General features: G+C 63.6%; 25 protein-coding genes and 1 tRNA gene. 13 read left to right on the top strand and 13 right to left on the bottom strand.

Annotated features, from left to right (window positions below):
• Positions 1-300: 300 nt before the first annotated feature.
• From ampD to ABQJ48_RS11995, 3 genes are read right to left on the bottom strand one after another with little or no spacing between them, the layout of a single operon-like run.
• Positions 301-897, bottom strand: a complete 597-nt coding sequence (gene ampD, locus ABQJ48_RS11985) for a 1,6-anhydro-N-acetylmuramyl-L-alanine amidase AmpD (RefSeq protein WP_367838230.1) — start codon at positions 895-897, stop codon at positions 301-303.
• Positions 894-1,184 (bottom strand): PP0621 family protein, encoded by a 291-nt coding sequence (locus ABQJ48_RS11990; protein ID WP_367838231.1) that lies wholly within the window; start codon positions 1,182-1,184, stop codon positions 894-896. Before ABQJ48_RS11990 ends, ampD begins: the two co-directional genes overlap by 4 nt.
• Positions 1,185-1,194: 10 nt before the next feature.
• Positions 1,195-2,115 (bottom strand): cytochrome C assembly family protein, encoded by a 921-nt coding sequence (locus ABQJ48_RS11995; protein WP_367838232.1) that lies wholly within the window; start codon positions 2,113-2,115, stop codon positions 1,195-1,197.
• A gap of 81 nt (positions 2,116-2,196) precedes the next feature.
• On the opposite strand from ABQJ48_RS11995, the gene ffh reads away from it, so the two are divergent.
• On the top strand, positions 2,197-3,564 hold the full coding sequence (ffh, locus tag ABQJ48_RS12000; RefSeq protein ID WP_367838233.1) for a signal recognition particle protein: 1,368 nt from the start codon (positions 2,197-2,199) through the stop codon (positions 3,562-3,564).
• Between the two features lie 139 nt (positions 3,565-3,703).
• A complete protein-coding gene (locus tag ABQJ48_RS12005; protein WP_121315751.1) occupies positions 3,704-4,255 on the top strand; it encodes a hypoxanthine-guanine phosphoribosyltransferase in 552 nt (183 codons plus the stop codon).
• A gap of 164 nt (positions 4,256-4,419) precedes the next feature.
• Here ABQJ48_RS12005 and ABQJ48_RS12010 read toward each other — a convergent pair whose 3' ends face one another.
• A complete protein-coding gene (locus ABQJ48_RS12010; protein WP_367838234.1) occupies positions 4,420-5,019 on the bottom strand; it encodes a MarC family protein in 600 nt (199 codons plus the stop codon).
• A gap of 13 nt (positions 5,020-5,032) precedes the next feature.
• The gene (locus tag ABQJ48_RS12015) at positions 5,033-6,769 is read right to left on the bottom strand and encodes a proline--tRNA ligase (protein ID WP_367838235.1); all 1,737 of its coding nucleotides are present in this window, start codon (positions 6,767-6,769) and stop codon (positions 5,033-5,035) included.
• 297 nt (positions 6,770-7,066) lie between these two features.
• On the opposite strand from ABQJ48_RS12015, the gene ABQJ48_RS12020 reads away from it, so the two are divergent.
• Together ABQJ48_RS12020 and ABQJ48_RS12025 are read left to right on the top strand one after the other, a co-directional pair.
• Complete coding sequence (locus ABQJ48_RS12020; protein WP_367838278.1) at positions 7,067-7,807, top strand: RNA pyrophosphohydrolase; 741 nt, start codon at positions 7,067-7,069, stop codon at positions 7,805-7,807.
• A 76-nt stretch (positions 7,808-7,883) separates the two neighbouring features.
• Complete coding sequence (locus ABQJ48_RS12025) at positions 7,884-8,441, top strand: CNP1-like family protein (RefSeq protein ID WP_367838236.1); 558 nt, start codon at positions 7,884-7,886, stop codon at positions 8,439-8,441.
• Between the two features lie 118 nt (positions 8,442-8,559).
• Here ABQJ48_RS12025 and proB read toward each other — a convergent pair whose 3' ends face one another.
• The 4 genes from proB to rplU form a co-directional block, all read right to left on the bottom strand.
• A complete protein-coding gene (gene proB / locus ABQJ48_RS12030; RefSeq protein ID WP_367838237.1) occupies positions 8,560-9,678 on the bottom strand; it encodes a glutamate 5-kinase in 1,119 nt (372 codons plus the stop codon).
• Between the two features lie 69 nt (positions 9,679-9,747).
• Positions 9,748-10,869, bottom strand: a complete 1,122-nt coding sequence (cgtA, locus tag ABQJ48_RS12035; protein ID WP_367838238.1) for an Obg family GTPase CgtA — start codon at positions 10,867-10,869, stop codon at positions 9,748-9,750.
• A gap of 213 nt (positions 10,870-11,082) precedes the next feature.
• Positions 11,083-11,346 (bottom strand): 50S ribosomal protein L27, encoded by a 264-nt coding sequence (gene rpmA, locus ABQJ48_RS12040; RefSeq protein ID WP_367838239.1) that lies wholly within the window; start codon positions 11,344-11,346, stop codon positions 11,083-11,085.
• Positions 11,347-11,371: 25 nt separating this feature from the next.
• Positions 11,372-11,683 (bottom strand): 50S ribosomal protein L21, encoded by a 312-nt coding sequence (gene rplU, locus ABQJ48_RS12045; RefSeq protein ID WP_007180329.1) that lies wholly within the window; start codon positions 11,681-11,683, stop codon positions 11,372-11,374.
• A gap of 238 nt (positions 11,684-11,921) precedes the next feature.
• Here rplU and ABQJ48_RS12050 point away from each other — a divergent pair, with 238 nt between their 5' ends.
• The 9 genes from ABQJ48_RS12050 to yacG all read left to right on the top strand — a co-directional run bounded on the left by ABQJ48_RS12050 (position 11,922) and on the right by yacG (position 20,133).
• On the top strand, positions 11,922-12,914 hold the full coding sequence (locus ABQJ48_RS12050; RefSeq protein WP_367838240.1) for a polyprenyl synthetase family protein: 993 nt from the start codon (positions 11,922-11,924) through the stop codon (positions 12,912-12,914).
• A 43-nt stretch (positions 12,915-12,957) separates the two neighbouring features.
• Positions 12,958-13,034, top strand: a tRNA-Pro gene (locus ABQJ48_RS12055).
• Positions 13,035-13,233: 199 nt separating this feature from the next.
• Positions 13,234-14,532: an HlyC/CorC family transporter gene (locus tag ABQJ48_RS12060; RefSeq protein ID WP_367838241.1), complete on the top strand. Its 1,299-nt coding sequence runs from the start codon at positions 13,234-13,236 to the stop codon at positions 14,530-14,532.
• Between the two features lie 143 nt (positions 14,533-14,675).
• Positions 14,676-15,974 carry a GspE/PulE family protein gene (locus tag ABQJ48_RS12065; RefSeq protein ID WP_367838242.1) on the top strand — a complete coding sequence of 433 codons (1,299 nt, stop codon included), beginning with the start codon at positions 14,676-14,678 and terminating at the stop codon, positions 15,972-15,974.
• Positions 15,971-17,200: a type II secretion system F family protein gene (locus ABQJ48_RS12070; RefSeq protein ID WP_367838243.1), complete on the top strand. Its 1,230-nt coding sequence runs from the start codon at positions 15,971-15,973 to the stop codon at positions 17,198-17,200. The genes ABQJ48_RS12065 and ABQJ48_RS12070 overlap by 4 nt, the downstream gene beginning before the upstream one ends.
• A 26-nt stretch (positions 17,201-17,226) precedes the next feature.
• Positions 17,227-18,168, top strand: a complete 942-nt coding sequence (locus tag ABQJ48_RS12075; RefSeq protein ID WP_367838244.1) for a prepilin peptidase — start codon at positions 17,227-17,229, stop codon at positions 18,166-18,168.
• Positions 18,169-18,171: 3 nt separating this feature from the next.
• Entirely contained in the window at positions 18,172-18,780 is a 609-nt protein-coding gene (gene coaE, locus ABQJ48_RS12080) for a dephospho-CoA kinase (RefSeq protein ID WP_367838245.1), read from the top strand.
• 241 nt (positions 18,781-19,021) lie between these two features.
• Complete coding sequence (gene zapD / locus ABQJ48_RS12085; protein WP_367838246.1) at positions 19,022-19,777, top strand: cell division protein ZapD; 756 nt, start codon at positions 19,022-19,024, stop codon at positions 19,775-19,777.
• A 158-nt stretch (positions 19,778-19,935) separates the two neighbouring features.
• Positions 19,936-20,133 (top strand): DNA gyrase inhibitor YacG, encoded by a 198-nt coding sequence (yacG, locus tag ABQJ48_RS12090; RefSeq protein WP_367838247.1) that lies wholly within the window; start codon positions 19,936-19,938, stop codon positions 20,131-20,133.
• 92 nt (positions 20,134-20,225) lie between these two features.
• Here the strand turns inward: yacG and ABQJ48_RS12095 are convergent, their stop codons facing one another.
• The 4 genes from ABQJ48_RS12095 to secA form a co-directional block, all read right to left on the bottom strand.
• Positions 20,226-20,648 (bottom strand): NUDIX domain-containing protein, encoded by a 423-nt coding sequence (locus ABQJ48_RS12095; protein WP_367838248.1) that lies wholly within the window; start codon positions 20,646-20,648, stop codon positions 20,226-20,228.
• Positions 20,645-21,514: an ATP-binding protein gene (locus tag ABQJ48_RS12100; protein WP_367838249.1), complete on the bottom strand. Its 870-nt coding sequence runs from the start codon at positions 21,512-21,514 to the stop codon at positions 20,645-20,647. Before ABQJ48_RS12100 ends, ABQJ48_RS12095 begins: the two co-directional genes overlap by 4 nt.
• 53 nt (positions 21,515-21,567) lie before the next feature.
• Complete coding sequence (gene argJ, locus ABQJ48_RS12105) at positions 21,568-22,809, bottom strand: bifunctional glutamate N-acetyltransferase/amino-acid acetyltransferase ArgJ (protein ID WP_367838250.1); 1,242 nt, start codon at positions 22,807-22,809, stop codon at positions 21,568-21,570.
• A gap of 150 nt (positions 22,810-22,959) precedes the next feature.
• A complete protein-coding gene (gene secA, locus ABQJ48_RS12110; protein WP_367838279.1) occupies positions 22,960-25,782 on the bottom strand; it encodes a preprotein translocase subunit SecA in 2,823 nt (940 codons plus the stop codon).
• Positions 25,783-25,855 lie beyond the last annotated feature (73 nt).

A 25,855-nucleotide genomic window follows, 5' to 3' on the forward strand; every position in this document is an offset into this window, starting at 1 on the left:
TACCGGCTGCGCCACAGGGATTTTTTCGCTCTTTGGAATGCTTGCGGCGCCAAGCTCGGAGAGCGGGGCGCCGCATTACTTATGCACCCGGTTATACACAGACTTATGCACACCGAACACAAGATATAGTGCACAACCCAATTTGTGGCACCAAGTATAGTGGAGATTGAAGGCAGGTCAAATCGTTTTATTTTGCCGCCGAGGCCTTGACATCCGGGTCGCCTGGCGCGAAGCCGCCACCCCCGACAACAAGGCAGCGCCTTGTTCTCCTGTCATTGCGCGGACTGTCGCGGAGGGTCGTTACGGCGTTTTGGAAAACTTGAGATAGGGGAAATACCGATCGGCGAGGGACGCATCGCGTTGCACACGGCGCCATTCGAAGTGAGGCCCTGGATCGGTCTTGCGGCCAGGCGCGATGTCGGAGTGACCGGCCAGCGCCTCTACCGGATAGCGCGCCTTGAGCGCGCCCACCAGCGGCCCGAGCGTGCGGTATTGCGCCGCTTCGAAGGAAGTGGTGTCGCTGCCCTCCAGCTCGATGCCGATCGAAAAATCATTGCAGCGCTCGCGGCCGAAAAAATTCGACTGCCCCGCATGCCACGCGCGCTCGTTGCACGACACGAATTGTTCCAGCGCGCCGTCGCGATGAATCACGAAATGCGCCGACACCCGCACGCCGCGCAGGTGCGAGTCGTAGTACGGGTGAGCATCGCAGTCGAGCGTGTTCTGGAACAGCTCGGCAATCGCCGTGCCGCCGAACTCATCGGGCGGCAGGCTGATGTTGTGAATGACGATGAGTGTCGGCACGACCCCCGCGGGCCGTGCTTCGAAATTCGGCGAGGGCAGTTTGCGTGCGGTGGCGACCCAACCGTCTGCGTCGACGGTGAACTCGTTGCTCATCGGCCGTCGCGGCCCGTGGGCCGGGCGGCGTGGCGCTGCGCGTGCGCGGGGCTGCAGAACGGCTGCCCGGCCACCGTCACCGAGTCGCTCGCGGGCGCATGCACGCCGCACTCGGCGCAACGGATCATTGGTTCGGCGAGTTGCGCAGCCTCGGCAGGACGCGCGCCGCCGTTCGCACCTTTGACGCCGGCGCTGCGCTGGGCCGCTTGCGCGTCATGACGACGCAGCGCCTTCACCAGCCATTGACCGACGATGAACAACAGGATCAGCAGAAAGATTTGTCGCATGGGGACACGCTCACACTACGGCACGGTGCAGCAGCACCTCGAAGACAAAACGGCTGCCGACGTACGCCAGCAACAACGCGACGAACGACGCCAGCACCCAGCGCAATGCAGCACGGCCGCGCCAGCCGGACACCTTGCGCGCCGTCAGCAGCGCGCCGAACATCAGCCACGAAAGAATCGCAAACACGGTCTTGTGATCGAGCCGCAACGCGCGGTCGACCAGTTGCTCGCTGAACAGGATGCCCGACACCAGCGTCAGCGTCAGCAGGATGAAACCCGCGCCGATCAGACGGAACAACAGCTTCTCGAGCGTGAGCAGCGGCGGCAGCGTGTCGAGCCAGCCGGACAGCCAGCCGTTGCCCGCCGCGCTCGCGTTGCGCTGCGCGATGCCGCCGCGCATTGCATGCAGGCGGCGCTCGACGAGCAGCATGAGAATTGCGTGCAGCGCAGCGATCGCAAAGAGACCGTACGCGATGTTGGCGATCAGGAAGTGCAGCTGGAACAGCGGCGCGGCCGCATACGGCAGCACCCGCACGCCGCCGAACGCGAGCGGTAGCAGGGACGCGACGCATGCGAGCGGCAACACCAGCAGCCGCAGGCCGTCGAGCGGGAAGAAGAAGCTCTCGATCCAATAGATGCCGGCGCCGAGCCAGAACATCGCCGACAGCGCGAACGCGAAGCCGAACACCATCGCGTGCTGCGGAAAGATGGTGGTATGCAGCAGCACGCCATGCGCGAGCAGCGCGACGCACAGCAGCGCCCGGCCCGGCGTGCTCATGCCCGAAGCGGCCGACGCACTCGCGGGGGCAGCCGGCATGGGAGGCACGCTCTCCAGCATGGGGCGCACGGCGGCGTGCCGGTGCGAGCGCCAGCCAGCCACGGCGAGGCCGCCGTAGAGGAGCGCGGTGAGGGCATACAGTACAATATCCATATTCGAAGTTTACACTAGGCCCCTGCACCGCGACGTCTTCCATCTCGCGCGCTGCCCGGACCGCACCGTTTATCGCTCCCCATGCTCGACAATCTGACTCAACGGATGGCGCGCGTCGTCAAGACGCTGCGCGGCGAAGCCCGGCTCACCGAGGCGAACACCCAGGAAATGCTGCGCGAAGTCCGCCTCGCGCTGCTCGAAGCCGACGTGGCGCTGCCCGTCGTGCGCGAGTTCATCGCCAAGGTGAAAGAAAAGGCGCTGGGGGAGGAAGTGATCAGCAGCCTGTCGCCGGGTCAGGCGCTGGTCGGCGTGGTGCAGCGCGAGCTGACCGCGGTGATCGGCGGCGACTACGAAGGCAAGGCCGCCGAGCTCAATCTTGCCGTCACGCCGCCGGCCGTCATCCTGATGGCGGGTCTGCAGGGCGCGGGTAAAACAACCACGGTCGGCAAGCTCGCCAAGCTGCTGCGCGAGAAGTACAGGAAGAAGGTTCTGACCGTCTCGTGCGACGTCTACCGCCCCGCTGCTATCGCGCAGTTGAAGACGGTCACCGAGCAGGTCGGCGCGGACTTCTTCCCGTCGGAACCCGATCAGAAGCCGGTGGACATCGCGCGCGCCGCCGTCGATTGGGCGAGGCGCCACTATCACGATGTGCTGCTGGTCGATACGGCCGGCCGTCTCGGTATCGACGAAGCGATGATGCAGGAAATCGCTGCCCTTCACCGTGAACTCAAGCCCGCTGAAACGCTGTTCGTGGTCGACGCGATGCTCGGCCAGGACGCGGTCAACACCGCCAAGGCGTTCAGCGACGCGCTGCCGCTCACCGGTGTGGTCCTCACCAAGCTCGACGGCGACTCGCGCGGTGGCGCGGCGCTTTCCGTGCGTCACGTGACGGGCAAGCCGATCAAGTTCGTCGGCGTCGCGGAAAAGCTCGACGGCCTCGAAGTGTTCTACCCGGACCGGATGGCGAACCGCATTCTCGGCATGGGCGACATTCTCGCCCTCGTCGAGGAAGCGCAAAGGGGCGTAGACGTCCAGGCCGCGCAGAAGCTCGCCGACAAGGTCAAGAAAGGCGGCGACTTCGACCTCAACGATTTCCGCGCACAGCTGACCCAAATGAAGGGCATGGGAGGCCTGTCGTCGCTGATGGACAAGCTGCCCGCGCAGTTCCAGCAAGCCGCTGCCGGCGCCGACATGAGCCAGGCCGAAAAGCAGATGCGCCGCATGGAAGGCATCATCAATTCGATGACACCGCTGGAGCGCGCCAAGCCGGATCTGATCAAGGCCACCCGCAAGCGCCGCATCGCCGCGGGCGCGGGCGTGCAGGTGCAGGAAGTCAACCGCATGCTCAATCAGTACGACCAGATGCGCACAATGATGAAGAAGCTCAAGGGCGGCAATCTGCAAAAGATGATGCGCGGCATGAAGGGCGTGTTGCCCGGCATGCGCTAAGCTCCACCCTAACGGCGCCGCGCGGGTGCGCACAAGTTGCGCAACGCGCGGCTGACTTTGGATTGGTGCGGGTTTATGCTGTACCGCAGGCCACCGCTGTCACCCACACTATCTACACAGTTATCGCCCGTCAGACGTCATGAACCGCGAAGAAGCCCTGCACATTTTCAGCCACTCCGAAGAAATCGTTTCGGCCAGCGACGTGAATGCGTCGATCAGCGGCATGGCTGCCGCCATCCGCGACGAGATGAGCGAGGACTTCCCGCTCGTGCTGTCGGTGATGGGCGGCGCCGCGGTGTTCACCGGCATGCTGCTGCCGCACCTCGATTTCCCGCTCGAGTTCGACTACATCCATCTGACCCGCTACCGCAACACCACCAAGGGCGGCAACGAGATGCAATGGCGCGTCGCGCCGGCCGAGTCGGTGAAGGATCGTGTCGTGCTGGTGCTCGACGACATCCTCGACGAAGGCGAGACAATGGCCGCGATCCGCGACCGCATTCTCGCGATGGGCGCGAAGCGCTTTCTGAGTGCGGTGCTGTGCGAGAAGATCATTGCGAAGGCCAAGCCGCTGCGCCCGGATTACTGCGGCTTCGAAGTGCCCGACCGCTATGTGTTCGGCTGCGGGATGGACGCGAAGGGTTACTGGCGCAACTTGCCGACGATTCGCGCGTTGACGGAAGGCGCTTGATCGGCGGGTTTGCAGTTGCCGCGCTCGCGCGGCATTACGCTTGAACGAAAACCGCATGCAAAAGCGGCCCGCGTTGTGGGGCCGCTTTTTTGTTGGCGCAATTCCCGAAAGGGATGCGAGCGCATGCGTCTCTTGCTCCCCTGACCGCTAGCCTCGCCGGAGCGTCACAGCTGATGCACGAAAGCCCGGATACCGCCTAGCATCATCTCGACCGCGATGGCGACCAGCACCAGCCCCATCAGCCGTTCGAAGGCCGCCATCGTGCGTTCGCCCAACCACGCCTGAATGCGCTCCGCGAGCATCAGCACGATCGCGCAGACGATCATCGTGACCGTCAGCGCGCCGATCCATTCGAACGTCTTGCCGGGTGCCTGCGAGGTCAGCAGCATCACCGTTACCAGCGCCGACGGCCCGGCCAGTGCCGGAATGGCGAGCGGCACGATGAGCGGCTCGCCGCCGCGCGCGTCGCCGCCGAAGGGACCGTCCGGATGCGGGAACACCATTCTGAGCGCGATCAGAAACAGCACGATCCCGCCGCCAATGCGCAACGACTGGTCGCTCAGATTCATCATGCGCAAGAACCCCTGCCCCAGCAGCATGAACGCCAGCAGGATCGCGAAGGCGATCGCCACCTCTCGCAGAATGACGACCGTGCGACGCTCGTGCGACACGCTGCGCAGGCAACTGATGAAAATCGGAATATTGCCGAATGGATCTGTGATCAGAATCAGCAGGACGGTCGCGGACAGGAACGTGTACTCCACCCCGTCCCTCCGCTTAGCGCGCCAATGCTGCGCGAACCTTCCCGATTACCGTCTGCGCCGCCTGCTCGACCGGCAGCAGCGTCGCTTCCGTGTCGCGGCGGCCCTGGTATTCGAGCTTGCCTTCCTTCAGGCCGCGCTCGCCGATGACCAGACGATGCGGCACGCCGATCAGCTCCCAGTCGGCAAACATCACGCCCGGGCGCTCGCCACGGTCGTCGAGGATCACGTCGATGCCCGCTTCCACCAGGGTCGCATACAGTTTGTCGGCCTGCTCGCGGACGGCGTCGCTGCGGTCATAGCCCATCGGGCACAGCACGACTTCGAACGGCGCGATCGACTCCGGCCAGATGATGCCCTTATCGTCGAAATTCTGTTCGATCGCGGCGCCGAGAATACGTGTGATGCCGATGCCGTAGCAGCCCATTTCCATCGGCTGCGGCTTGCCCGTTTCGTCGAGGCAGTTCGCGTTCATCGCTTCCGAATACTTGCGCCCGAGCTGGAACACGTGGCCGACTTCAATGCCACGGCAGATGTCGATCTCGCCCTTGCCGTCCGGCGACGGATCGCCCTTCTTCACGTTGCGAATGTCGGCCACGATCGGCTCCGGCAGATCGCGGCCCCAGTTCACGCCGGTAATGTGGTAGTCCACCTCGTTCGCGCCGACCACGAAGTCGCTCATGTTCGCGACCGTGCGATCCGCGACGACCTTCACCGGCTTCTTTGGGTTGATCGGTCCGAGGTAGCCCGGCGGCGTGCCAAAGGTTGCGACGATCTCCGCTTCGGTCGCCATGCGGAAGTCGGCCAAACCGGGCAGCTTGCTCGCCTTGATCTCGTTCAGATCGTGGTCCCCACGCAGCATCAACAGCCAGATGGTCGGCTCGGCGCCCTCATTTTCCGTGGCTAGCACGATCGACTTGATCGTGCGTTCGAGCGGAATGTTCAGCAGTTCGGCGACGGCCTCGCACTTCGCCTTGCCAGGCGTGGCGGTCTTCTTCAATTCTTCGGCCGGCGCCGCACGTTGCGCCTGCAGCGGCAGCGCTTCGGCCGCTTCGACGTTGGCCGCGAAGTCCGAGCTCGGGCAGTAGGCGATCGCGTCTTCACCCGTGTCGGCGATCACATGGAATTCGTGCGAGCCGGTGCCGCCGATCGAACCGTTGTCCGCCGCCACCGCTCGGAAGTCCAGACCGAGGCGCGTGAAGATGCGCACGTACGCTTCGTACATCTTGCGATACGTCTCGCGCAGACCTTCGGCGTCCTTGTCGAACGAGTACGCGTCTTTCATGATGAACTCGCGGCCGCGCATCACGCCGAAACGCGGACGGATCTCGTCGCGAAACTTGGTCTGCACCTGGTAGAAGTTCACCGGCAACTGGCGGTAGCTCTTGATCTGATTGCGCGCGATGTCCGTGATCACCTCTTCGTGCGTCGGTCCGAGCACGAAGTCGGATTGCCTCCGGTCCTTGAAACGCAGCAGCTCGGGGCCGTACTTTTCCCAGCGGCCCGATTCCTGCCACAACTCGGCCGGCTGCACCGACGGCATCAGCAACTCGATGGCGCCTGCCCGGTTCATTTCTTCGCGCACGATGTTTTCCACCTTGCGGATCGAGCGCAGGCCGACCGGCAGGTAACTGTAGATGCCGCCGGCGACGCGGCGGATCATGCCGGCGCGCACCATGAGCTTGTGACTGACGATCTCGGCGTCGGCAGGGGCTTCTTTCAGCGTGCCGATAAAGAAACGGGAAGCTTTCATTCAGATTTTCCAAAGCGGCGGCACCGGAGGGACCGCCCGAAAGGTGAACAGTGGGAATCGACACAGATCCGGCGCACAACCGGCACGTTTGCGTGACCACCGCCGGCGCCACCCGATCGCGGCCTCGAATCTGTGGCGCAAAGCTTTTTGCACAACGGATAAGGCACGCAAAGATTGACAGGCTACCGCAAACGAAGGCCTGTTGCGGCGAATCGTTCCATTGCGGGTCGATTCGGTGCGTCGGCTTCGTTATCTGTTTATAATCAAAGCAATTTTAAAGGATTCGAAGGTGGTTGTATGCTGGATCGTGAAGGCTTTCGCCCGAACGTCGGCATCATCCTCTTGAACGCGCACAACGAGGTGTTTTGGGGCAAACGGCTCCGTGAACATTCCTGGCAGTTTCCGCAAGGGGGCATCAAGTACGGAGAGACCCCCGTGCAAGCGATGTATCGGGAGTTACACGAAGAAACCGGATTGCTTCCGGAGCACGTCAAGGTGATCGGTCGCACGCGCGACTGGTTGCGTTACGAGGTGCCTGACAAGTTCATCAAGCGCGAAGTACGCGGTCATTACCGCGGCCAGAAACAAATCTGGTTCTTGCTTCGGATGGTAGGACGCGACTGCGATATCTGCTTGCGCGCCACCGACCACCCTGAGTTCGATGCGTGGCGCTGGAACGAGTACTGGGTGCCGCTCGACTGTGTGATCGAGTTCAAGCGGGATGTGTATCAGTTGGCGCTGACGGAGCTGTCCCGTTTCATGCGCCGAGCTGCGCCGCGTGCGGAAAAACCCGGCGGGCACCATGGGCCGCGTTATCCACGGATAGCGTCGGGCATGGAAAGCCCACCGGATTCCACGGTAATGACGGTGACTTCGGTAACGTCCGTCAGCATCGAAACATCGGTTCACGTCACGATTGCGTCGGATTGCAGTTCGGGCGCCAGGTCGGCGGCCGAAGTGAACACCCGTCCCGAGCGCGAAGACGGAGCGGCTGGCGAAACCGCCGGCTCATTGCTGCGGCGGAGCGTGCGCAATTAACAACTCTGTGCGGCTGTCCATGCCGCCTCTACTGGCGCGGCTCCTCGAGCCGCGCCAGTATTTCGAGGAAACCATATTGAAAGCACTTGCACTTGTCGTGGCGTGCATCGCCACGGGCGCCCTGCTGGCCGGCTGTTCGAGCGCCGGCAAACCCACCAATAAGGACGACAGCACTTTCACCTATCTGCTGGACCGCAAGCCCAACTGGGTCGAAAACAAGGTGGATACGTTACCGCCGCTGCCGCAAGATTCGAATCTGTTGCCTTTCGAAGTCTCGGGCAATACGCCGCTGCAGTTTGCGATCGATCGAAACTCGCTCACCGTGGGCACCGACGGCGTGGTCCGCTATACGGTGGTGGTGACGAGCCTGAGCGGTGCCCGTAACGTCAACTACGAAGGCATTCGCTGCGATACGTATGAATGGCGCCTGTATGCGGGCCTGAATGCGGATCACGATGGTTGGGATACGACGGTCGCCAACGGGTTCACGCGCATCGAGAACGGCGCGCTGAATGCGTATCACGCGGCGCTGTATCAGGACTATCTGTGCGCGAACAAGATACCCACGGGCAACGCGAAGCAGATTGTCGAGAACATCCGTTACAAGCGCACTGCTACCTCGTTGATTCACTGACGCGATTCTCGTCAGGGCACGTGCTTTGAGTCCGGGCACGTCGCGATCTGAAAAAGCCGTTCCAGCCATCGCTGGAACGGCTTTTTCCTTTGTCCGCGCGCTTTTTCGGGTCAGCGAATCAGATCAGCACGAGGTTGTCTCGATGGATCAATTCGGGCTCCAGCATGTAGCCGAGCACCGATTCGATGTCGCCGCTCGGACGCCGCTGAATCAGCTTGGTTTCAGCGCTGCTGTAGTTCGTCAGGCCGCGCGCCACTTCACGCCCCGAAGCGCTCAGGCAAGCGATCACCTCGCCGCGCGCAAACGCGCCGTGCACGCCGACAATGCCGATCGGTAACAGACTCTTGCCGCCGGCGGTCAGCTTTTCAACCGCGCCGTCGTCGATCACCACATGGCCGCGCACCTGCAGATGGTCGGCCATCCACTGCTTGCGCGCCGCCATGCGCGCGGTGCGGGCGATCAACTGCGTGCCGATGGCCTCACCGGAGGCGAGGCGCGACAACACATCCGCTTCACGCCCGCTTGCGATCACCGTATTCGCGCCGCTGTGAGCCGCGCGCTTCGCGGCAAGAATCTTGGTCAGCATGCCGCCGCGACCCAGGCTCGAGCCTGCGCCGCCCGCCATCGCTTCGAGTTCCGCCGCACCGGCGTCGGCCTGCTGAACCAGCGTGGCGTTCGGGTCCTTGCGCGGGTCGGCGGTGAAGAGGCCTTGCTGATCGGTGAGGATGATGAGCGCATCGCCTTCGATCAGATTCGCGACCAGCGCGCCCAAGGTGTCGTTATCACCGAACTTGATTTCGTCGGTAACGACCGTGTCGTTCTCGTTGATGATCGGCACCACGCCCAGACGCAGCAGCGTGAGCAGCGTGGAGCGCGCGTTCAGATAGCGCTCGCGGTCGGCCAGGTCGGCGTGCGTGAGCAGGATCTGGGCGGTCTGAATGGCGTGCTCGGCAAAGCGGCTTTCGTAGACCTGCGCCAAGCCCATTTGACCGACGGCCGCGGCCGCCTGCAATTCGTCGATTTCTCGCGGCCGTTTGGTCCAGCCGAGCCGCTGCATTCCCTCGGCGATGGCACCCGAACTGACCAGCACCACTTCTCTGCCTTGCGCGCGCAGAGCGGCAATCTGCGCGGCCCAGAGGCCGATCGCAGCATGATCGAGGCCGCGCCCGTCATTCGTGACGAGGCTCGAACCGACTTTCACTACCAGTCGCCGTGAATCTGCGATGACGGAACGCATTGTGCGCGGCTCCAAAGATGACGCTTGATGCAAGCCGGCAACCCGTCCAGGCGCCGGCACCCGAGCTTACTATTCCTGCGGGTCCGCACCGGGGCCGTCGGCCGCGGCCGGTGCCTCGGGCTTGTCGCGGAAACGCACATCGGCGGCGAGATCTTCGGCTTCAGCCGCTCGTTGCGCGTCCGAATGCGCGGCGATGTAGTCGAACACCGCATAGCAAAGGTTCTCGCAACCCTGACCGGTCAGCGCCGAAATTTCGAACACCGGGCCGGTCCAGCCAAAGCCTTCGACGAATGCGGAAACACGCGCTTCGCGCTCGTCTTCGGGCACCATGTCGAGCTTGTTGAGCACGAGCCAACGCGGCTTTTGATACAGCAGCTCGTCGTACTTGCGCAATTCGTTGACGATCGCCTTCGCTTCCGCGACCGGATCGACCGTTTCGTCGAACGGGGCGAGGTCGACGATGTGCAGCAGCAAGCCCGTACGTTGCAGGTGACGCAGGAACTGGTGGCCGAGGCCAGCGCCTTCCGCCGCGCCTTCGATCAAGCCGGGAATGTCGGCGATCACGAAGCTGCGGCTCGGCCCCACGCGCACCACGCCAAGATTCGGCGCAAGCGTGGTGAACGGGTAGTCGGCGATCTTGGGCCTGGCGTTCGACACCGACGAGATGAACGTCGACTTGCCGGCGTTCGGCATGCCGAGCAGACCCACGTCGGCCAGCACCTTCAATTCGAGACGCACCATGCGGCGCTCGCCCGGCTTGCCGTCGGTCTTCTGGCGCGGCGCGCGGTTCGTGCTGGATTTGAAATGCAGATTGCCGAGACCGCCCGCACCGCCCTGCGCAATCTGCACGCTTTGGTTGTGTTCGGTCAGGTCGGCGATCAGCTCGCCGGTTTCCATGTCGGTGATGGTCGTGCCGACCGGCATGCGCAGCGTGATGTCGTCGCCGCCCTTGCCGTAGCAGTCCGAGCCGCGCCCGTTTTCGCCATTGCGCGCCAGATGTTTCTTGGCGTACCGGTAGTCGATGAGCGTGTTGATGTTGCGATCTGCGACCGCGATCACGCTGCCGCCCCGTCCGCCATCGCCGCCATCGGGGCCGCCGAACGGAACGAACTTCTCGCGGCGCATCGACGCGCTGCCATCCCCTCCGTCGCCGGCGATGACTTCAATCCTCGCTTCGTCAATGAACTTCATGCGTAACTCCGTCCCGTGGTGTGCTGCCAGATGTGTTGCGATCAGATGCTGCTATTTTGCCGCGCCCGCCGCGCGTCGATCAATCGGCCGAACGGCATAGCCGCGTCGGCATCGACGATTCACTCCGCGCTGCGGCGAAGGCGCCGCAATGAAAAAGGCCCCGCTAACTTCGCGGGGCCTTTTCCGGTCCTGAAGCCCGTGCCAGTCTATAACTCAGACCGCTGCCGGGACGACGTTGACCATGTGCTTCCTGGCTGCGCCTTTCGTCGAGAACTGGACGTGGCCGTCCGTCAGCGCGAACAAGGTGTGATCCTTGCCGATACCGACGTTGTCACCGGGGTGCATGCGCGTGCCGCGCTGACGCACGATGATGCCACCAGCGTTGATAGCCTGGCCGCCGTAAACCTTCACGCCGAGACGCTTCGATTCAGAGTCGCGGCCGTTGCGGGATGATCCGCCTGCCTTTTTGTGTGCCATTTGATTTGCTCCTTAACCGGCGCGCTTACGCGTTGATCGCGTCGATGCGCAGTTCGGTATAGTTCTGGCGGTGGCCGCCATGCTTCTGGTAGTGCTTCCGGCGACGCATCTTGAAGATGGTCACTTTTGCGTGACGACCTTGCGACACGACGGTAGCCTTGACGGAAGCCCCACTGACCAGCGGCGTACCGAACTTAATCGATTCGCCTTCGCCCACTGCGAGAACCTGGTCGAGCGTGATTTCAGCGTCAATGTCTGCCGGTATCTGTTCTACTTTAAGTTTTTCGCCGACGGCAACTTTATACTGCTTGCCACCGGTTTTTATGACCGCGTACATTGAGAACCTCACTCTGTATTCATTTTCCCACGCACCGCGCGCGGAAACCCGTGATTATACATAGAGTTAGCTGCTCGGTCAAAACTCGTTGAGAGTGATCGTGTGCAGCACCCGGCACCTTGCCGCAGCGCCTGCGCGCACGGCCCGGGCCCCCGCCCGAACGCGCCGCGCCGCAGCCTACGACCCGGAACTGCCGCGATTCGCCTTATAATTCGCGGCACTACCCCACTCAGCCATCATGTCGTCGACCGCCACCCCCTCCTCCAACGCCGCCAGCCTGCTCACTCCGATCGCCGAAGACATGCAGCAGGTCAATCGCGTCATCCGGCACCGCCTTGCGTCCGACGTGATGCTGATTAACCAGATTTCGGAGTACATCATCAGCGCCGGCGGCAAACGGCTGCGGCCAGCGCTGCTGCTGCTGGTGGCGGGTGCGTTGGGCGAAACCACGGGGCACCGGCACGAGTTGGCGGCGGTCGTCGAATTTATCCACACCGCGACGTTGCTGCACGATGATGTGGTCGACGAATCCGATCTGCGGCGCGGCCGCCAGACCGCCAATGCGCTGTTCGGCAACGCCGCGAGCGTGCTGGTAGGCGACTTTCTCTACTCGCGTTCGTTCCAGATGATGGTCGGCGTGGGCAAGATGCGCGTGATGGAGATCCTGGCCGAGGCGACCAACATCATCTCCGAAGGCGAAGTGCTGCAGTTGCTGAACATGCATGACGCGGACGTCGACGAAGCTCGCTACATGCAGGTGATCCGCTACAAAACCGCCAAGCTGTTCGAGGCGGCCGCGCAGCTTGGCGCGGTGCTGGCCGGCGCGGACGCGAAAACGGAAGCGGCCGCCGCGGAATTCGGCCGCCGCATCGGCACGGCTTTCCAGATCATGGACGACTGGCTCGACTATACGGGCACGGCGGAGTCGATGGGCAAGAACGCGGGCGACGATCTGCGCGAAGGCAAGCCCACGCTGCCGCTCATCTATCTGATCGAACGCGGCACGCCGGAGCAGTCGGCGCTCGCGCGAGAAGCGATCGTTCAGGGCGGCACCGACCGTTTCGAGACGATCTTCGAGGCAATCACGCGTTCGGGCGCGCTGGATCACACGCTCGAATGTGCGAAACAGGAAGCCCAAGCCGCAGCAGCGGCGATTTCTTCGTTCCCCGGTTCCATTTTCAAGGACAGCCTGCTAGAATTATGTTCTTACTCAACGGCGAGGCAGTCTTAAATAAGACTTAAATGCCGGATGGGTCCGAGTTTGCAGTACACATCGGGGTGTAGCTTAGCCTGGTAGAGCGCTACGTTCGGGACGTAGAGGCCGGAGGTTCGAATCCTCTCACCCCGACCAGATTTGCCTTGCTAGTTCAAGGCTCGAAAAACCGCCCAGCTTGCTCGGCGGTTTTTTGTTTTGGGCGCGGCTTTGGCTGCTTCGCGCGCCGATACACCATCGGAACGCGCCCTGCACCAGTCCAGCGGCGGTTACCCGGGCGGCTCACGCGGCCCCCTCTGCTATATTCTTTCCATCCTCTCCCTATTCTTCACGACGCGTGGAACAACTTCCCTTATGGGCGCAGATTGGCGCCGTGTTTCTGCTGCTCATCTGCTCCAGCTTCTTTTCCATTTCCGAAACGGCAATGATGGCGCTCAACCGCCATCGGCTGAAACATCTTGCCAATCAGAACGTGCTCGGTGCAAAGACCACCCAAGCCCTGCTCGCGCGCACCGATCAACTGCTGAGCGTCGTGCTGATCGGCAACAATCTCTTCAACACGATCATTCCGGTGCTTACCACGTCGATCGCGTTGCACACGTTCGGCCGCAACAACATCGTGCTCTCCATCGCAACCGGTATTGTGGCTTTCCTGATCATCGTGTTTGCGGAGATCACGCCGAAAATCGTCGGCGCAACGTTCCCCGAGAAGATCGCGCTGCCTGCCAGCCTGCTGATTGCCCCGATGATGCGCGTCGCCCGGCCGCTCGTCTGGTTCGTGAACCTGTTCGCAACCGGCATCCTGCGCGCGCTGCACATCAACATGAAAGGCGCGCGCGACCAGCGCTTGTCCACCGAGGAACTGCGCACCATCGTGCTGGAGTCCGGCAGCTTCATGCCGACCAAGCACCGTAGTATTCTGCTCAATCTGTTCGACCTCGAAAACATTTCCGTCGACGACGTGATGATCCCGCGCCGCCGTATCGAGGCCCTCGACTTCGACGCACCGTTCGAACAGATCCTGCATCAACTCGAAACCTGCTATCACAACAAGCTGATCGTGTACCAGGGCGACATCGACCGGGTGCTGGGCGTGCTGCACGTTCGCAAGACGCTCGCGGCTTTGCACAATCAGGAACTGGAGCGCGAGACGCTGCGCGAATTGCTGGCCGAGCCATACTTCGTGCCAACGGGAACGCCCGTATTCCAGCAACTACAGTACTTCCAGGAAAGCCGGCAGCGCACGGCGCTGGTCGTCAATGAATACGGCGAACTGCAAGGCCTGGTCACGCCGGAAGACATCATCGAAGAGCTGATCGGCGAATTCACTACGTCGATTCCACGCAGCGCCAACTCGCGCGGCGGCTGGAACGAGAACGGCGAATGCATCGTCGCGGGCAGCATGCCGCTGCGCGAACTGAACCGCTGGCTGCAACTTACGCTGCCCACCGATGGGCCGAAAACGCTCAACGGGCTGATCCTCGAAATTCTGGAAGACATCCCCGATGGCGACGTGTGCGTGCAAATCCGCGAGGTCAAACTCGAGGTCATGCGCAGCGACGACCAGGCGATCCGCACGGTCAAGCTGTTCCGGCCACCGTCGCGCGCGAAATCCGGCAAAGCGGTGTTGCGCTAAGCCCGCCGTCGCGGTTCAGCCGCCGCCAGCATCGCACAGCCGAACGGCGCACGCCATTAGCCGAATGGCTGAATGGCGGCGCCGGCCGCGTTACCGGAAGATGAAGACGTCACGTTCTACAGGCGGCTCATCCCCGGTCTCTCATGCAAGCTTCCACTCAATACGCGTCGTCGGCGCCGCCCCGGCCCGTCGCATCCCAGAGCCGCGGCGCGCCACCGGCAAAGCCCAATCCCTTCGCCGCCGAAACTGGCGCGGCCCTTCTCACCGATCCCGACATCGCGCCTGCCGTGCGTCTTCTAACCGACACATTGCAGGAAGCAACCCGGCGCAACGCGTCGGACCTGCATATCGAACCGGCCGAGCATGGCTGGCGCATGCGTTTGCGCATCGACGGCGTACTGCACCAAATCGCGCCGCCGCCCGCTCATCTGCGCGACGCGTTCATTACGCGCGTGAAGGTCCTGGCGCGCATGGATATCGCCGAGCGGCGCGTGCCGCAAGACGGCCGGCTGCGTCTCGCGACGTCGCCCGGCCGGGTCGAAGACTACCGGGTCAACTCGCTGCCTACGCTATTCGGCGAAAAGCTGGTGTTACGCCGGCTCGATGCATTGCCCACCGACCTTTCGCTCGACTCGCTCGGCCTCGATGCGCGGCAACGCGGGTCGGTCGATGCGGCAATTCGCGCGCCGCACGGTCTCGTGCTCGTGACCGGACCCACAGGAAGCGGCAAAACGCTGTCGCTGTACTGCTTCCTGAATCTGCTGAATGGCGAGGCGCGCAATCTGTGCTCGGTGGAGGACCCCGCGGAAATTCAGCTTGCCGGCATCAATCAGGTGAGCGTGCGCGAAAAGGCGGGGCTGACGTTCGCCGTGGCGCTGCGCGCCTTTCTGCGACAGGACCCCGACGTGATCATGGTCGGCGAGATCCGCGATAACGAAACCGCCGACGTCGCCGTGAAAGCCGCACAGACCGGCCACCTCGTCCTGTCGACCCTGCACACGAACGACGCCCCCGCGGCCGTGGCGCGCCTGATCGACATCGGCGTCGAGCCCTATAACCTCGCGGCGGCGCTGCGCATGATCTCGGCGCAGCGGCTCGTGCGGCGCCTGTGCGTCGCATGCCGGGCGCCCGCGCGGCAATCGGCGGCTGCGCTGCGCGCAGCGGGCTTCCACGAGCATCAACTCGACGGCTGGCAACCGTATGCGCCGACCGGCTGCGCGGCATGTCACGGCATCGGCTACCGGGGCCGCGTAGGGGTTCATCAAGTGATGCCCGTCTCGGATGCAATGCGCGAGCTGATCGTGGCGAGCGCCGGCACGCACGAGCTTGCGCAGCTCGCGCAAACCGAACAGGTAACGACGTTACGCGACGCGGCGTTGGCGCGTGTGCGCGACGGCACCACCAGTCTCGATGAAGCGCTGGCCGCGACCGAGCTTGCATGAAGAGCGGTACGACTCACCAACCCATTGCGGCCGACATGCGCTTCGCCTGGCGCGGAGTCGACACCGACGGCATCCAGAAAAACGGCACGCTGATCGCGCCCGATGCAAGCGCAGCGCGCACGATGCTCAAACGCGAGAATCTGTTCATCGTCGAACTCACGGCGCGCGGGCCGGCGCCGCGCCCGACTGCTCGCGCCGCCGACGTCACGCTGTTCACCCGGCAGCTGGCCAGCCTGCTGCGTGCCGGCTTGCCGCTCGCGCCCGCGCTGGACCTGCTCGCACAAGCGCAAACCTCGAGCCGCCAGGGCATGCCGCGCATCGTCGGCACACTGGCGCGCGACATCACTGCAGGTCTGCGTTTCTCGGCGGCATTGCAACGGCACTCCGCGCAATTCAATGCGCTGTACTGCCAGCTCGTCGAAGTTGGCGAGGCGGCCGGCGCCCTTGCCGCCGTGCTGGCGAGGATCGCCGACGATCGCGAGCGCGCCGCGGCGCAACGCGCGAAGGTGCGCGCCGCACTGACCTATCCGGTGGTGATCCTGTTGCTCGCCATCGCAATTACCGCCGCGTTGCTCGTCTGGGTAGTGCCGACCTTCAAGCAGATTTTCGACGGCTTCGGCGCGACGCTGCCCGCGCCGACGCGCTTCGTGCTGGCCTTATCGTCCGGCGCGGCGCGCTGGAGCATACCGGCGTTCACCATGATCTTCGCATCGACCTGGGCCGGGACGTTTTTGCTGCGGCGCTCGGAAACGGCGCGCCTCCGGTTCGCACGTTTATCGCTAAGGTTGCCGGTCGCGGGTCCGCTGTTGGGCACCCTCTGCGCGGCCCGCTGGAGCCGCGCGCTCGGCACCTTGCTATCGGCCGGCACGCCGCTCGCCGACGCATTCGATTCGCTGACTCACGCGACCGGCAATGCGTTCTTCGATCACGCCACCGCCCAGATCGCCGAGCGGCTGAGGCGCGGCGAACGGCTTGCGGCCGCGATGCACGCTTCGCGCTGCTTCCCACCCGAGGTCGTGCAGCCGGTCGCGGTTGCGGAGGAGTCCGGAGCACTGGACACCATGCTGATCGACGTCGCGTCGCTCGCGGATCGGCAGGTCGACGAAAAGATCGGCACGCTTTCGAGCCTGTGCGAGCCGCTCGTGATCGTCGTGCTGGGAACGCTCGTCGGCGGCCTTGTGATCGCGATGTATCTTCCCATTATTCAACTGGGCAACGTGGTGTAGGATCGCAGCCGAATCCACCCTTATCCATGCAGGCGTCGCTTTCACTCGTGCCAGAAACTTCTTCCCGTCTGCTCTCCGGCTGGCTGCCGGGCCGCTTCGCGGCCGGTCTCGGCCTCGCGTTCGGCAGCTTGCCCGCAGGCGTGCAGATCGCGTTCGCGGTCGTGTTCGGCCTCGTGATCGGCAGCTTCCTGAACGTGGTCGTGCATCGCGTGCCGATCATGCTGGAGCGTGCGTGGCGCGCGGAAATCAGCGAGGAGGCCCACGAACCGCCGCACAACGACGGTCTTCCCCCACGCTACAACCTGTGGGTGCCGCGCAGCGCCTGTCCGCATTGCGGCCACGTTCTGAGCGCATGGGAGAACCTGCCGGTGCTGAGCTACCTGTTGCTGCGCGGACGCTGCTCAGCGTGTCACGCGCACGTGAGCCTGCGCTATCCGGTGCTCGAGATTGCCAGCGCCGCGTTCGCGGCAGGCGCACTCGCGCTATTCGGCCCAACCCTCATGGCGCTCGCCGCGTTCGGCCTGTGCGCGGCGCTGCTCGCGATGAGCGCGATCGACATCGACACACACCTGCTGCCCGACTCGATGACTCTGCCGCTTTTATGGGCGGGCCTTATCGTCAACTTCAACGGCATGTTCGCGAGCCTGCACGATGCGGTGCTCGGCGCAATCTTCGGCTATCTGGGGCTGTGGGTCGTGTATTGGCTGTTCCGGCTGGTGCGCGGGGTCGAAGGCATGGGCTATGGCGACTTCAAACTGCTGGCCGCACTTGGCGCCTGGCTGGGCTGGGCCGCATTGCCGCAAATCGTGCTGATCGCGGCGGTCGCCGGCGCGGTGATCGGCCTTGTGGCCACCTGGCGCGGCCGCATGCGTTTTGAAGAGCCGCTGCCGTTCGGGCCGTTTCTCGCGGCGGGCGGTGCGCTCACGCTGTTTGTCGGCACGCCGCTCTACCTGGCTCTCGGAGGCTGAAGCATGTTCGTCGTGGGACTGACCGGCGGCATCGGCAGCGGTAAATCGACCGTCGCCGATCTGTTCGCCGCGCATGGTGTGCCGCTCGTCGACACCGATCTGATCGCGCATCGCATCACCGCGCCGCACGGGATCGCGATGCCGCGCATTGCCGCCGAATTCGGCGCTGCGTTCGTCGCCGCCGACGGCTCGCTCGACCGGGCCAGCATGCGCGAACTGGTATTCAGGGACGACGGCGCCCGCAAACGCCTCGAGGCAATCACGCATCCGTTGATTCGTGCCGAGACCGAACGCGAGCAGCGCGAAGCGCAAGGCCCGTATGTCATTGCCGTCGTACCGCTGCTAGTCGAATCCGGCAGTTGGAAGAACCGCGTGAATCGCGTGCTCACCGTCGACTGCAGTGTCGAGACCCAGATCTCGCGCGTAATGAGTCGCAACCGCTTCAGCCGCGACCAGGTGCTCGCGATCATCGCCCGCCAGGCCACACGCGAAGCGCGCCTCGCCGCTGCGGACGACGTGATCGACAACGACAACACGCCGTTCGACGCGCTGAAGGCTCGAGTCGACGCGCAGCACGGCGCATACCTGTCGCTCGCGGCACGTGAACCGTAGACGCCCTGGACGCATTGTTCCGCAAAGCACCCAGTGGGGACGCGCACCGATGCAACCGGGCCTATCGCGCCGACTCGTTGAACTTTGCGGCACCGCGTTTGCCGAAGCACGGCAGAAACCGCCCGAAACATGTGAAAAAAGTTGCAAACGCGCGTCGAAAAAGTGCGTGATTGCTAGGGTAGTCTCACGGCATTAGAATGTTCCGCATTCCCGTCACCGACCACGCCCGAGGCGAGCCCGCTTGATCCTTTACGAGTATCCCTTCAACGAGCGAATCCGGACGCTGCTGCGCCTCGAAGATCTGTTCGAGCGCTTCACGTTCTTTCTGACTCAGGAAGACGCCAGGGAACATCACGTCGCACTGACAACGTTGTTCGAAATCTCCGAGGTTGCGGGTCGCGCGGATCTGAAGTCGGATCTGATGAAGGAACTCGAACGTCAACGGCAAACGCTGGCGCCGTTTCGCGGCAATCCGGGCATCGAGCAGAATGCGCTGGAAGCCGTGCTTGGCGAAATCGAACAGACCCTCGCGGGGCTTGGACAGATGCAGGGCAAGACCGGCCAGCATCTTGCGGACAACGAGTGGCTTGCCAGCATTCGCAGCCGCGCCATCATTCCGGGTGGCACCTGCAAATTCGATCTGCCGTCGTACTACGCGTGGCAGCAGTTGCATCCCGATCAGCGCCGCCAGGACATCGCCAAATGGGTCACGCCGCTGCTCGCGCTGCGCGACGCGGCCACCATCGTCCTGCGGCTCGCGCGCGAATCAGGCCAGGCGTCGAAAGTCATGGCGATGCAAGGCAGCTACCAGCAGATGCTGTCCGGCCGTTCGTATCAGTTGATGCAGGTTCGCGTGGCACCTGAATTGCGGGTGATTCCCGAGGCGAGCGCCAACAAGTACATGCTGTGGGTGCGCTTCACAGTGCAGGACGGGGATCTGCGTCCGCGTGCAGTGGATGTCGACGTGCCGTTCCAGCTCACGCTGTGCAGCCTCTAGTCCGACCTATAAACATTGCTTGCGAGCTGGGCCAGAAGCCGGTCCGCAACGGTCGCCCGCCAGATCTGGATCGAGGGAGGCGCCTTTGAAGCGGCGCGCAATGCCCCTATATCCTATATTCGTTACTTGTTCCGTTTTGCGATTGACTGTCTGACCGTATGCCTACCGTCGTCAAATGCCCCACTTGCGGCAAGGATGTCCGCTGGACCCCTGAAAACCGTTTCCGCCCGTTCTGCTCCGACCGTTGCAAGCAGATCGATCTCGGCGCCTGGGCCGCTGAGAAATACAAGATCGGCGGGACCGACCAGGAAGCGTCGTCGGACGAAGCGCCTGGCGGGAACTACAACCCGCATTGAGCGCCCCCCGCTGCGGCAATGGCACACGCCGGCGCTGCTGGTGCAGCGCCCGCTGCCGCGCGTCTTCATTTTTCCGTTCTTGCCGAGTCTAGTCAGTGCTTTTCGGCCGCGAGCCATTCGAGCACGGGGATGGTCGCGGGCAACAGTGGCGCGACGCCGGCCGGCAGTGCTTGCCAGACGAACGCCTGGCCTTCGCGTCCGTGCGGCTCGCCGGACCACTCGGTCACCTTGCAGAAGAAAAGCCGCACATACGCATGCGGGTAGTCGTGTTCGAGCGTATGCCAAAGATGGCACGCCTGCACGTCGATCCCCAGCTCTTCGTGCAGTTCGCGTGCAAGCGCAGCCTCGACCGACTCGCCCGCTTCCAGCTTGCCGCCAGGGAACTCCCAATAGCCCTCGTACGGCTTGCCCGCCGGACGCTGCGCCAGCAGGTACCGCCCATCCGGCTGAACCAGCACGCCGACTGCGACTTCCGTCACCGGACGGCCCGCGGCATTGTTCTGCACGTCGCTCATGCCGAGGCTTTCCGGCCGGACCAGTCGCGCGCGAACTGCCATGCAACCCGCCCCGAGCGCGAGCCCCGTTCCAGCGCCCACACGAGCGCGTCGCCGCGCGCCGCTTCGACTTCGGCTGCGTCGCAACCGAAATGCCGCAGCCAATGGGCGATGATGGCTAGATAGTCGTCCTGCTTGAACGGATAGAAGCTCACCCACAGTCCGAAACGCTCGGACAGCGAGATCTTTTCTTCGACCAGCTCGCCCGGGTGAATCTCCCCGTCGGACGTGTGCTTGTACGTCTCGTTGTCGCTCATGTATTCCGGCAGCAGATGGCGGCGGTTCGACGTCGCGTAGATCAGCACGTTGTCCGACTGCGCGGCGATCGAGCCGTCGAGCGCGACCTTCAGCGCCTTGTATCCTGACTCGCCCTCTTCGAACGACAGGTCGTCGCAAAACACCACGAAGCGCTCGGGCCGCTTCGCGATCAGATCGACGATATCGCCGAGATCATGCAGATCATCCTTGTCCACTTCGATCAGACGCAGGCCATCTTTCGCATACGCGTTCAGACACGCCTTGATCAACGACGATTTGCCCGTGCCCCGCGCGCCGGTCAGCAGCACGTTGTTGGCCGGTTGCTTGTGCACGAACTGACGCGTGTTCTGTTCAATCAGCCCTTTTTGCCGATCGATGTTTTGCAGGTCGTCGAGTGTGATCGATGAAATGGCGGGCACCGGCTGCAGGTAGCCGCGCCCCTGGCGCTTGCGCCAGCGAAAGGCGACCGCAGCCGCCCAGTCGATGTCAGGCTCCGCGGGCGGTAGCATCGCTTCCAGCCGCACGAGGACGGCTTCGGCGCGGGTCAGAAAGTGTTCGAGTTTATCCATGACGGTGAGGTAAGCGGCCACATGCGCGGCCAGGCGCCGCGCAGCGAGCCTGATTACGAACGATAGTCGGCGTTGATACTCACGTACTCGTGCGACAGATCGCAAGTCCAGATCGTGGCTTGCGCATCGCCGCGGCCGAGCACCACGCGAATGCCGATTTCGCTCTTTTTCATGACCCGCTGGCCGTCTTCTTCACGGTAGGCCGGGTTGCGGCCGCCGGAAGTCGCGACCAGCACGTCGTCCAGATACAGATCGATCTTGCCGACGTCGAGATCGTCAACGCCGGCATAGCCGATGGCCGCCAGAATGCGGCCGAGATTCGGGTCAGAGGCGTAGAAGGCGGTCTTCACGAGTGGCGAATGGCCGATCGCGTAGGCGATCTGGCGGCATTCGCCGATGTTCGCGCCGCCTTCCACCTGCACGGTCATGAATTTCGTCGCGCCTTCGCCATCGCGCACGATGAGTTGCGCGAGCGTCTGCGCGACTTCGGTCACTGCATCGCGCAGCGCTGCGTAAGCGGGCGAATCGGTGGACGCGATCGCCGGCAGGCTGGATTTGCCCGACGCGATCAGGATGAACGAATCGTTGGTCGACGTATCGCCGTCGATCGTAATGCAGTTGAACGAGCGCTCCGCGACGTGCTTGACCAGTTCGTCAAGTACCGGTTGCGCGACGGCCGCGTCGAACGCGAGAAAGCCGAGCATGGTCGCCATGTTCGGCTTGATCATGCCCGCGCCCTTGCTGATGCCGGTCAGCGTGACCGTGTGGCCGTCGATCGTAACGCGGCGCGAGGTGGCCTTTGGGAGCGTGTCCGTGGTCATGATCGCCTGCGCGGCGTCGTACCAGTTCGCAGCCTGGCGGTTGGCCAGCGCGGCCGGCAAACCGGCCTTCAAACGATCGACCGGCAGCGGTTCGAGGATCACGCCGGTCGAAAACGGCAGCACCTGCTCCGGCAGGATGTCCGCAAGGCGCGCGAGTTCGGCGCAAGTTTCGCGCGCAGCAGCGAGGCCCGGTTCGCCCGTGCCCGCATTCGCGTTGCCGGTGTTGATCACCAGCGCGCGGATCGGCTTGCCGCCCGCGCGCACGCGCGCGAGATTCTCACGGCACACCGTAACCGGCGCCGCGCAAAAACGGTTTTGCGTGAACACACCGCTCACGGTCGCGCTTTCGTCGACGGAAATAACGAGCACGTCCTTGCGGTTCGGCTTGCGAATATTCGCCTCTGCCCAGCCCAGCGTAACGCCGGCCACGGGATGGAGTTGAGCGGGATCGATCGAGGGGAAATTGACAGCCATGGTCGCGACCTGTCGAAGAAAATGCCGGCGGGCGCCGGCATCGAGGGAAACGAAACTGGTGACCGCGCGGGTTGCGCGGACCACCGCGAAATCAACGGCCAAGCCCAGCGAAATCGAAGCGGCGCGCTCAGGAGCGCGCCGCCTTCAGTCTTACGCGATCTTGCCGTGGCACTGCTTGTACTTCTTGCCGCTGCCGCATGGGCACGGATCGTTACGGCCAACCTTCGGCACGCTGTCCGCGCTCATGTTCGACGCCACTTGCGGGGACGTACCGTGGCCGTGGCCATGGCTCATTGCGTCGCCGATCATCGCGGCGGTGGCCGCTTCGGCTGCGACGGGTGCCGCGGAACCGGCCTCGGCGAATTCGGCGTGGCGAAACTCGACGTGCTCGAGATGGCTGCCCTGCTCTTCGAACTGGTCGGCGGCTTCTTCAAGCTGTTCCGGCGACTGGATCTGTACGTTCATCACGATGCGGGTGACTTCGAGCTTCACGGCCTCGAGCATCGCGGCGAACAGTTCGAACGCCTCGCGCTTGTATTCCTGCTTCGGGTTTTTCTGCGCATAACCGCGCAGATGGATGCCTTGGCGCAGGTGGTCGAGCGCGGCCAGATGCTCGCGCCAGCTACGGTCGAGCGTTTGCAGCATGATGGAGCGCTCGAACGCACTGAACGACTCGCGGCCCACGAGTTCGACCTTGGCTTCGTACGCTTCGTCCGCGGCGGCTTCTACGGCTTCGAGAATTTCGTCAGGGCTGATCGAGTTCGACTCGTTGATCATTTCCTGGATCGCCAGGTCGAGCTGCCATTCGTTGCGCAACACTTCTTCGAGTTCGGGCACGTCCCACTGCTCTTCGATGCTGCCCGCCGGCACGAACTGGTGAACGATGTCGGCCACCACGCCATGACGCATTGCGCCGATGGTCTCGGTGATGTCGTTCGCCTCGAGCAACTCGTTGCGCTGCTGGTAGATCACCTTGCGCTGATCGTTCGAGACGTCGTCGTATTCGAGCAATTGCTTGCGAACGTCGAAGTTACGCGCTTCGACCTTCCGCTGCGCCGACTCGATCGAGCGCGACACGATACCCGCCTCGATCGCCTCGCCTTCCGGCATCTTCAGACGGTCCATGATCGCGCGCACGCGATCGCCGGCGAAAATGCGCAGCAGCGGGTCTTCCAGCGACAGATAGAAGCGCGATGAGCCCGGGTCGCCCTGACGGCCAGCACGGCCGCGCAACTGGTTGTCGATCCGGCGCGATTCGTGACGCTCGGTGCCGATGATATGCAGACCGCCCGCAGCCTTCACCTGATCGTGCAGCGCCTGCCATTCATCGTGCAGCTTCTGGATGCGGCGCTGTTTCTCGTCGTCGGACAGCGTCTCGTCCTGCTCGATGAACGACGCCTGCTTTTCCGCGTTGCCGCCGAGCACGATGTCGGTACCGCGGCCGGCCATATTGGTGGCAATCGTAATGCGCTTGGGGCGCCCCGCTTCGGCGACGATCTCGGCTTCCCGCGCGTGCTGCTTGGCGTTGAGCACTTCGTGCGGCAAACCGGCCTGCTTGAGCAGATGCGACAACAGCTCGGAATTTTCGATCGACGTCGTGCCGACCAGCACCGGCTGACCGCGCTCGTAGCAATCGCGGATGTCGCGGATCACCGCGTCGTACCGTTCCTTGGCGGTCTTGTAGATCTGATCCTGCTTGTCGATCCGCCTGGGGGGACGGTTGGTCGGGATCACGACCGTTTCGAGACCATAGATCTCGTTGAATTCGTACGCTTCCGTGTCGGCCGTGCCGGTCATGCCGGCCAGCTTCGCGTACATGCGGAAATAGTTCTGGAACGTGATCGAGGCGAGCGTCTGATTCTCGCTCTGAATCTTCACGTGTTCCTTCGCCTCGACAGCCTGGTGCAAGCCATCCGACCAGCGGCGCCCCGCCATCAGACGGCCGGTAAATTCGTCGACGATCACCACTTCGCCGTTCTGCACCACATAGTGCTGATCCCTGAAGAACAGTGTGTGCGCGCGCAGCGCCGCATACACGTGGTGCATCAGCGTGATGTTCTGCGGCGCATACAGGCTTTCGCCCTCGCCGATCAGGCCCCACTCGGCGAGCAGGCGCTCGGCCTTCTCGTGACCCGACTCGGTCAGAAACACCTGACGGCCTTTTTCGTCGAGCGTGTAGTCGCCGGGCTTTTCGACACCGGTGCCGTCCGCCTTCTCTTCGCCGATCTGGCGTTCGAGCAGCGGCGGCAGCGCGTTCATCCGCACGTACAGTTCAGTGTGGTCTTCGGCCTGGCCGGAGATGATCAGCGGCGTACGCGCTTCGTCGATGAGGATCGAGTCGACCTCGTCGACCACCGCGAAGTTCAGCGCTCGCTGCACACGCGCTTCGGTCTCGTAGACCATGTTGTCGCGCAGGTAGTCGAAGCCGAATTCGTTGTTGGTGCCGTACGTGATGTCGGCGGCGTACGCTTGCTGCTTCGACTCGTGATCCATCTGCGACAGATTGATGCCGACCGACAGCCCGAGGAAGTTGTACAGACGCGCCATCCATTCGGCGTCGCGTTGGGCGAGGTAGTCGTTGACCGTGACCACGTGAACGCCGCGGCCCGACAGCGCGTTCAGGTACACCGGCAGCGTGGCGACGAGCGTCTTGCCTTCACCAGTGCGCATTTCGCCGATCTTGCCGTAGTGCAGCACCATGCCGCCGATCAGCTGCACGTCGAAGTGGCGCATTTTCAGCACCCGCTTGCTGGCCTCGCGGCACACCGCAAAAGCTTCGGGCAGCAGCTTGTCGAGCGACTCGCCGCTCGCCACGCGCTGGCGGAATTCACCCGTTTTGGCGCGCAGTTGATCGTCCGTCAATTGCTCGATCTGCGGTTCGAGCGCATTGATCGCCGCGACGGTCTTTTGATATTGCTTGACGAGCCGCTGATTGCGGCTGCCAAAAATCTTCTGTAGAAAACCGGTGGTCATCGGATCGGTGTCTGCGTCGCGGCTTCGGCTGGTCGCGGCGTGCGGTGCGTGCACGCGCGCTCCGGGGTCGGAA

Source organism: Paraburkholderia suaedae, assembly GCF_040812055.1.
Classification (GTDB): domain Bacteria; phylum Pseudomonadota; class Gammaproteobacteria; order Burkholderiales; family Burkholderiaceae; genus Paraburkholderia.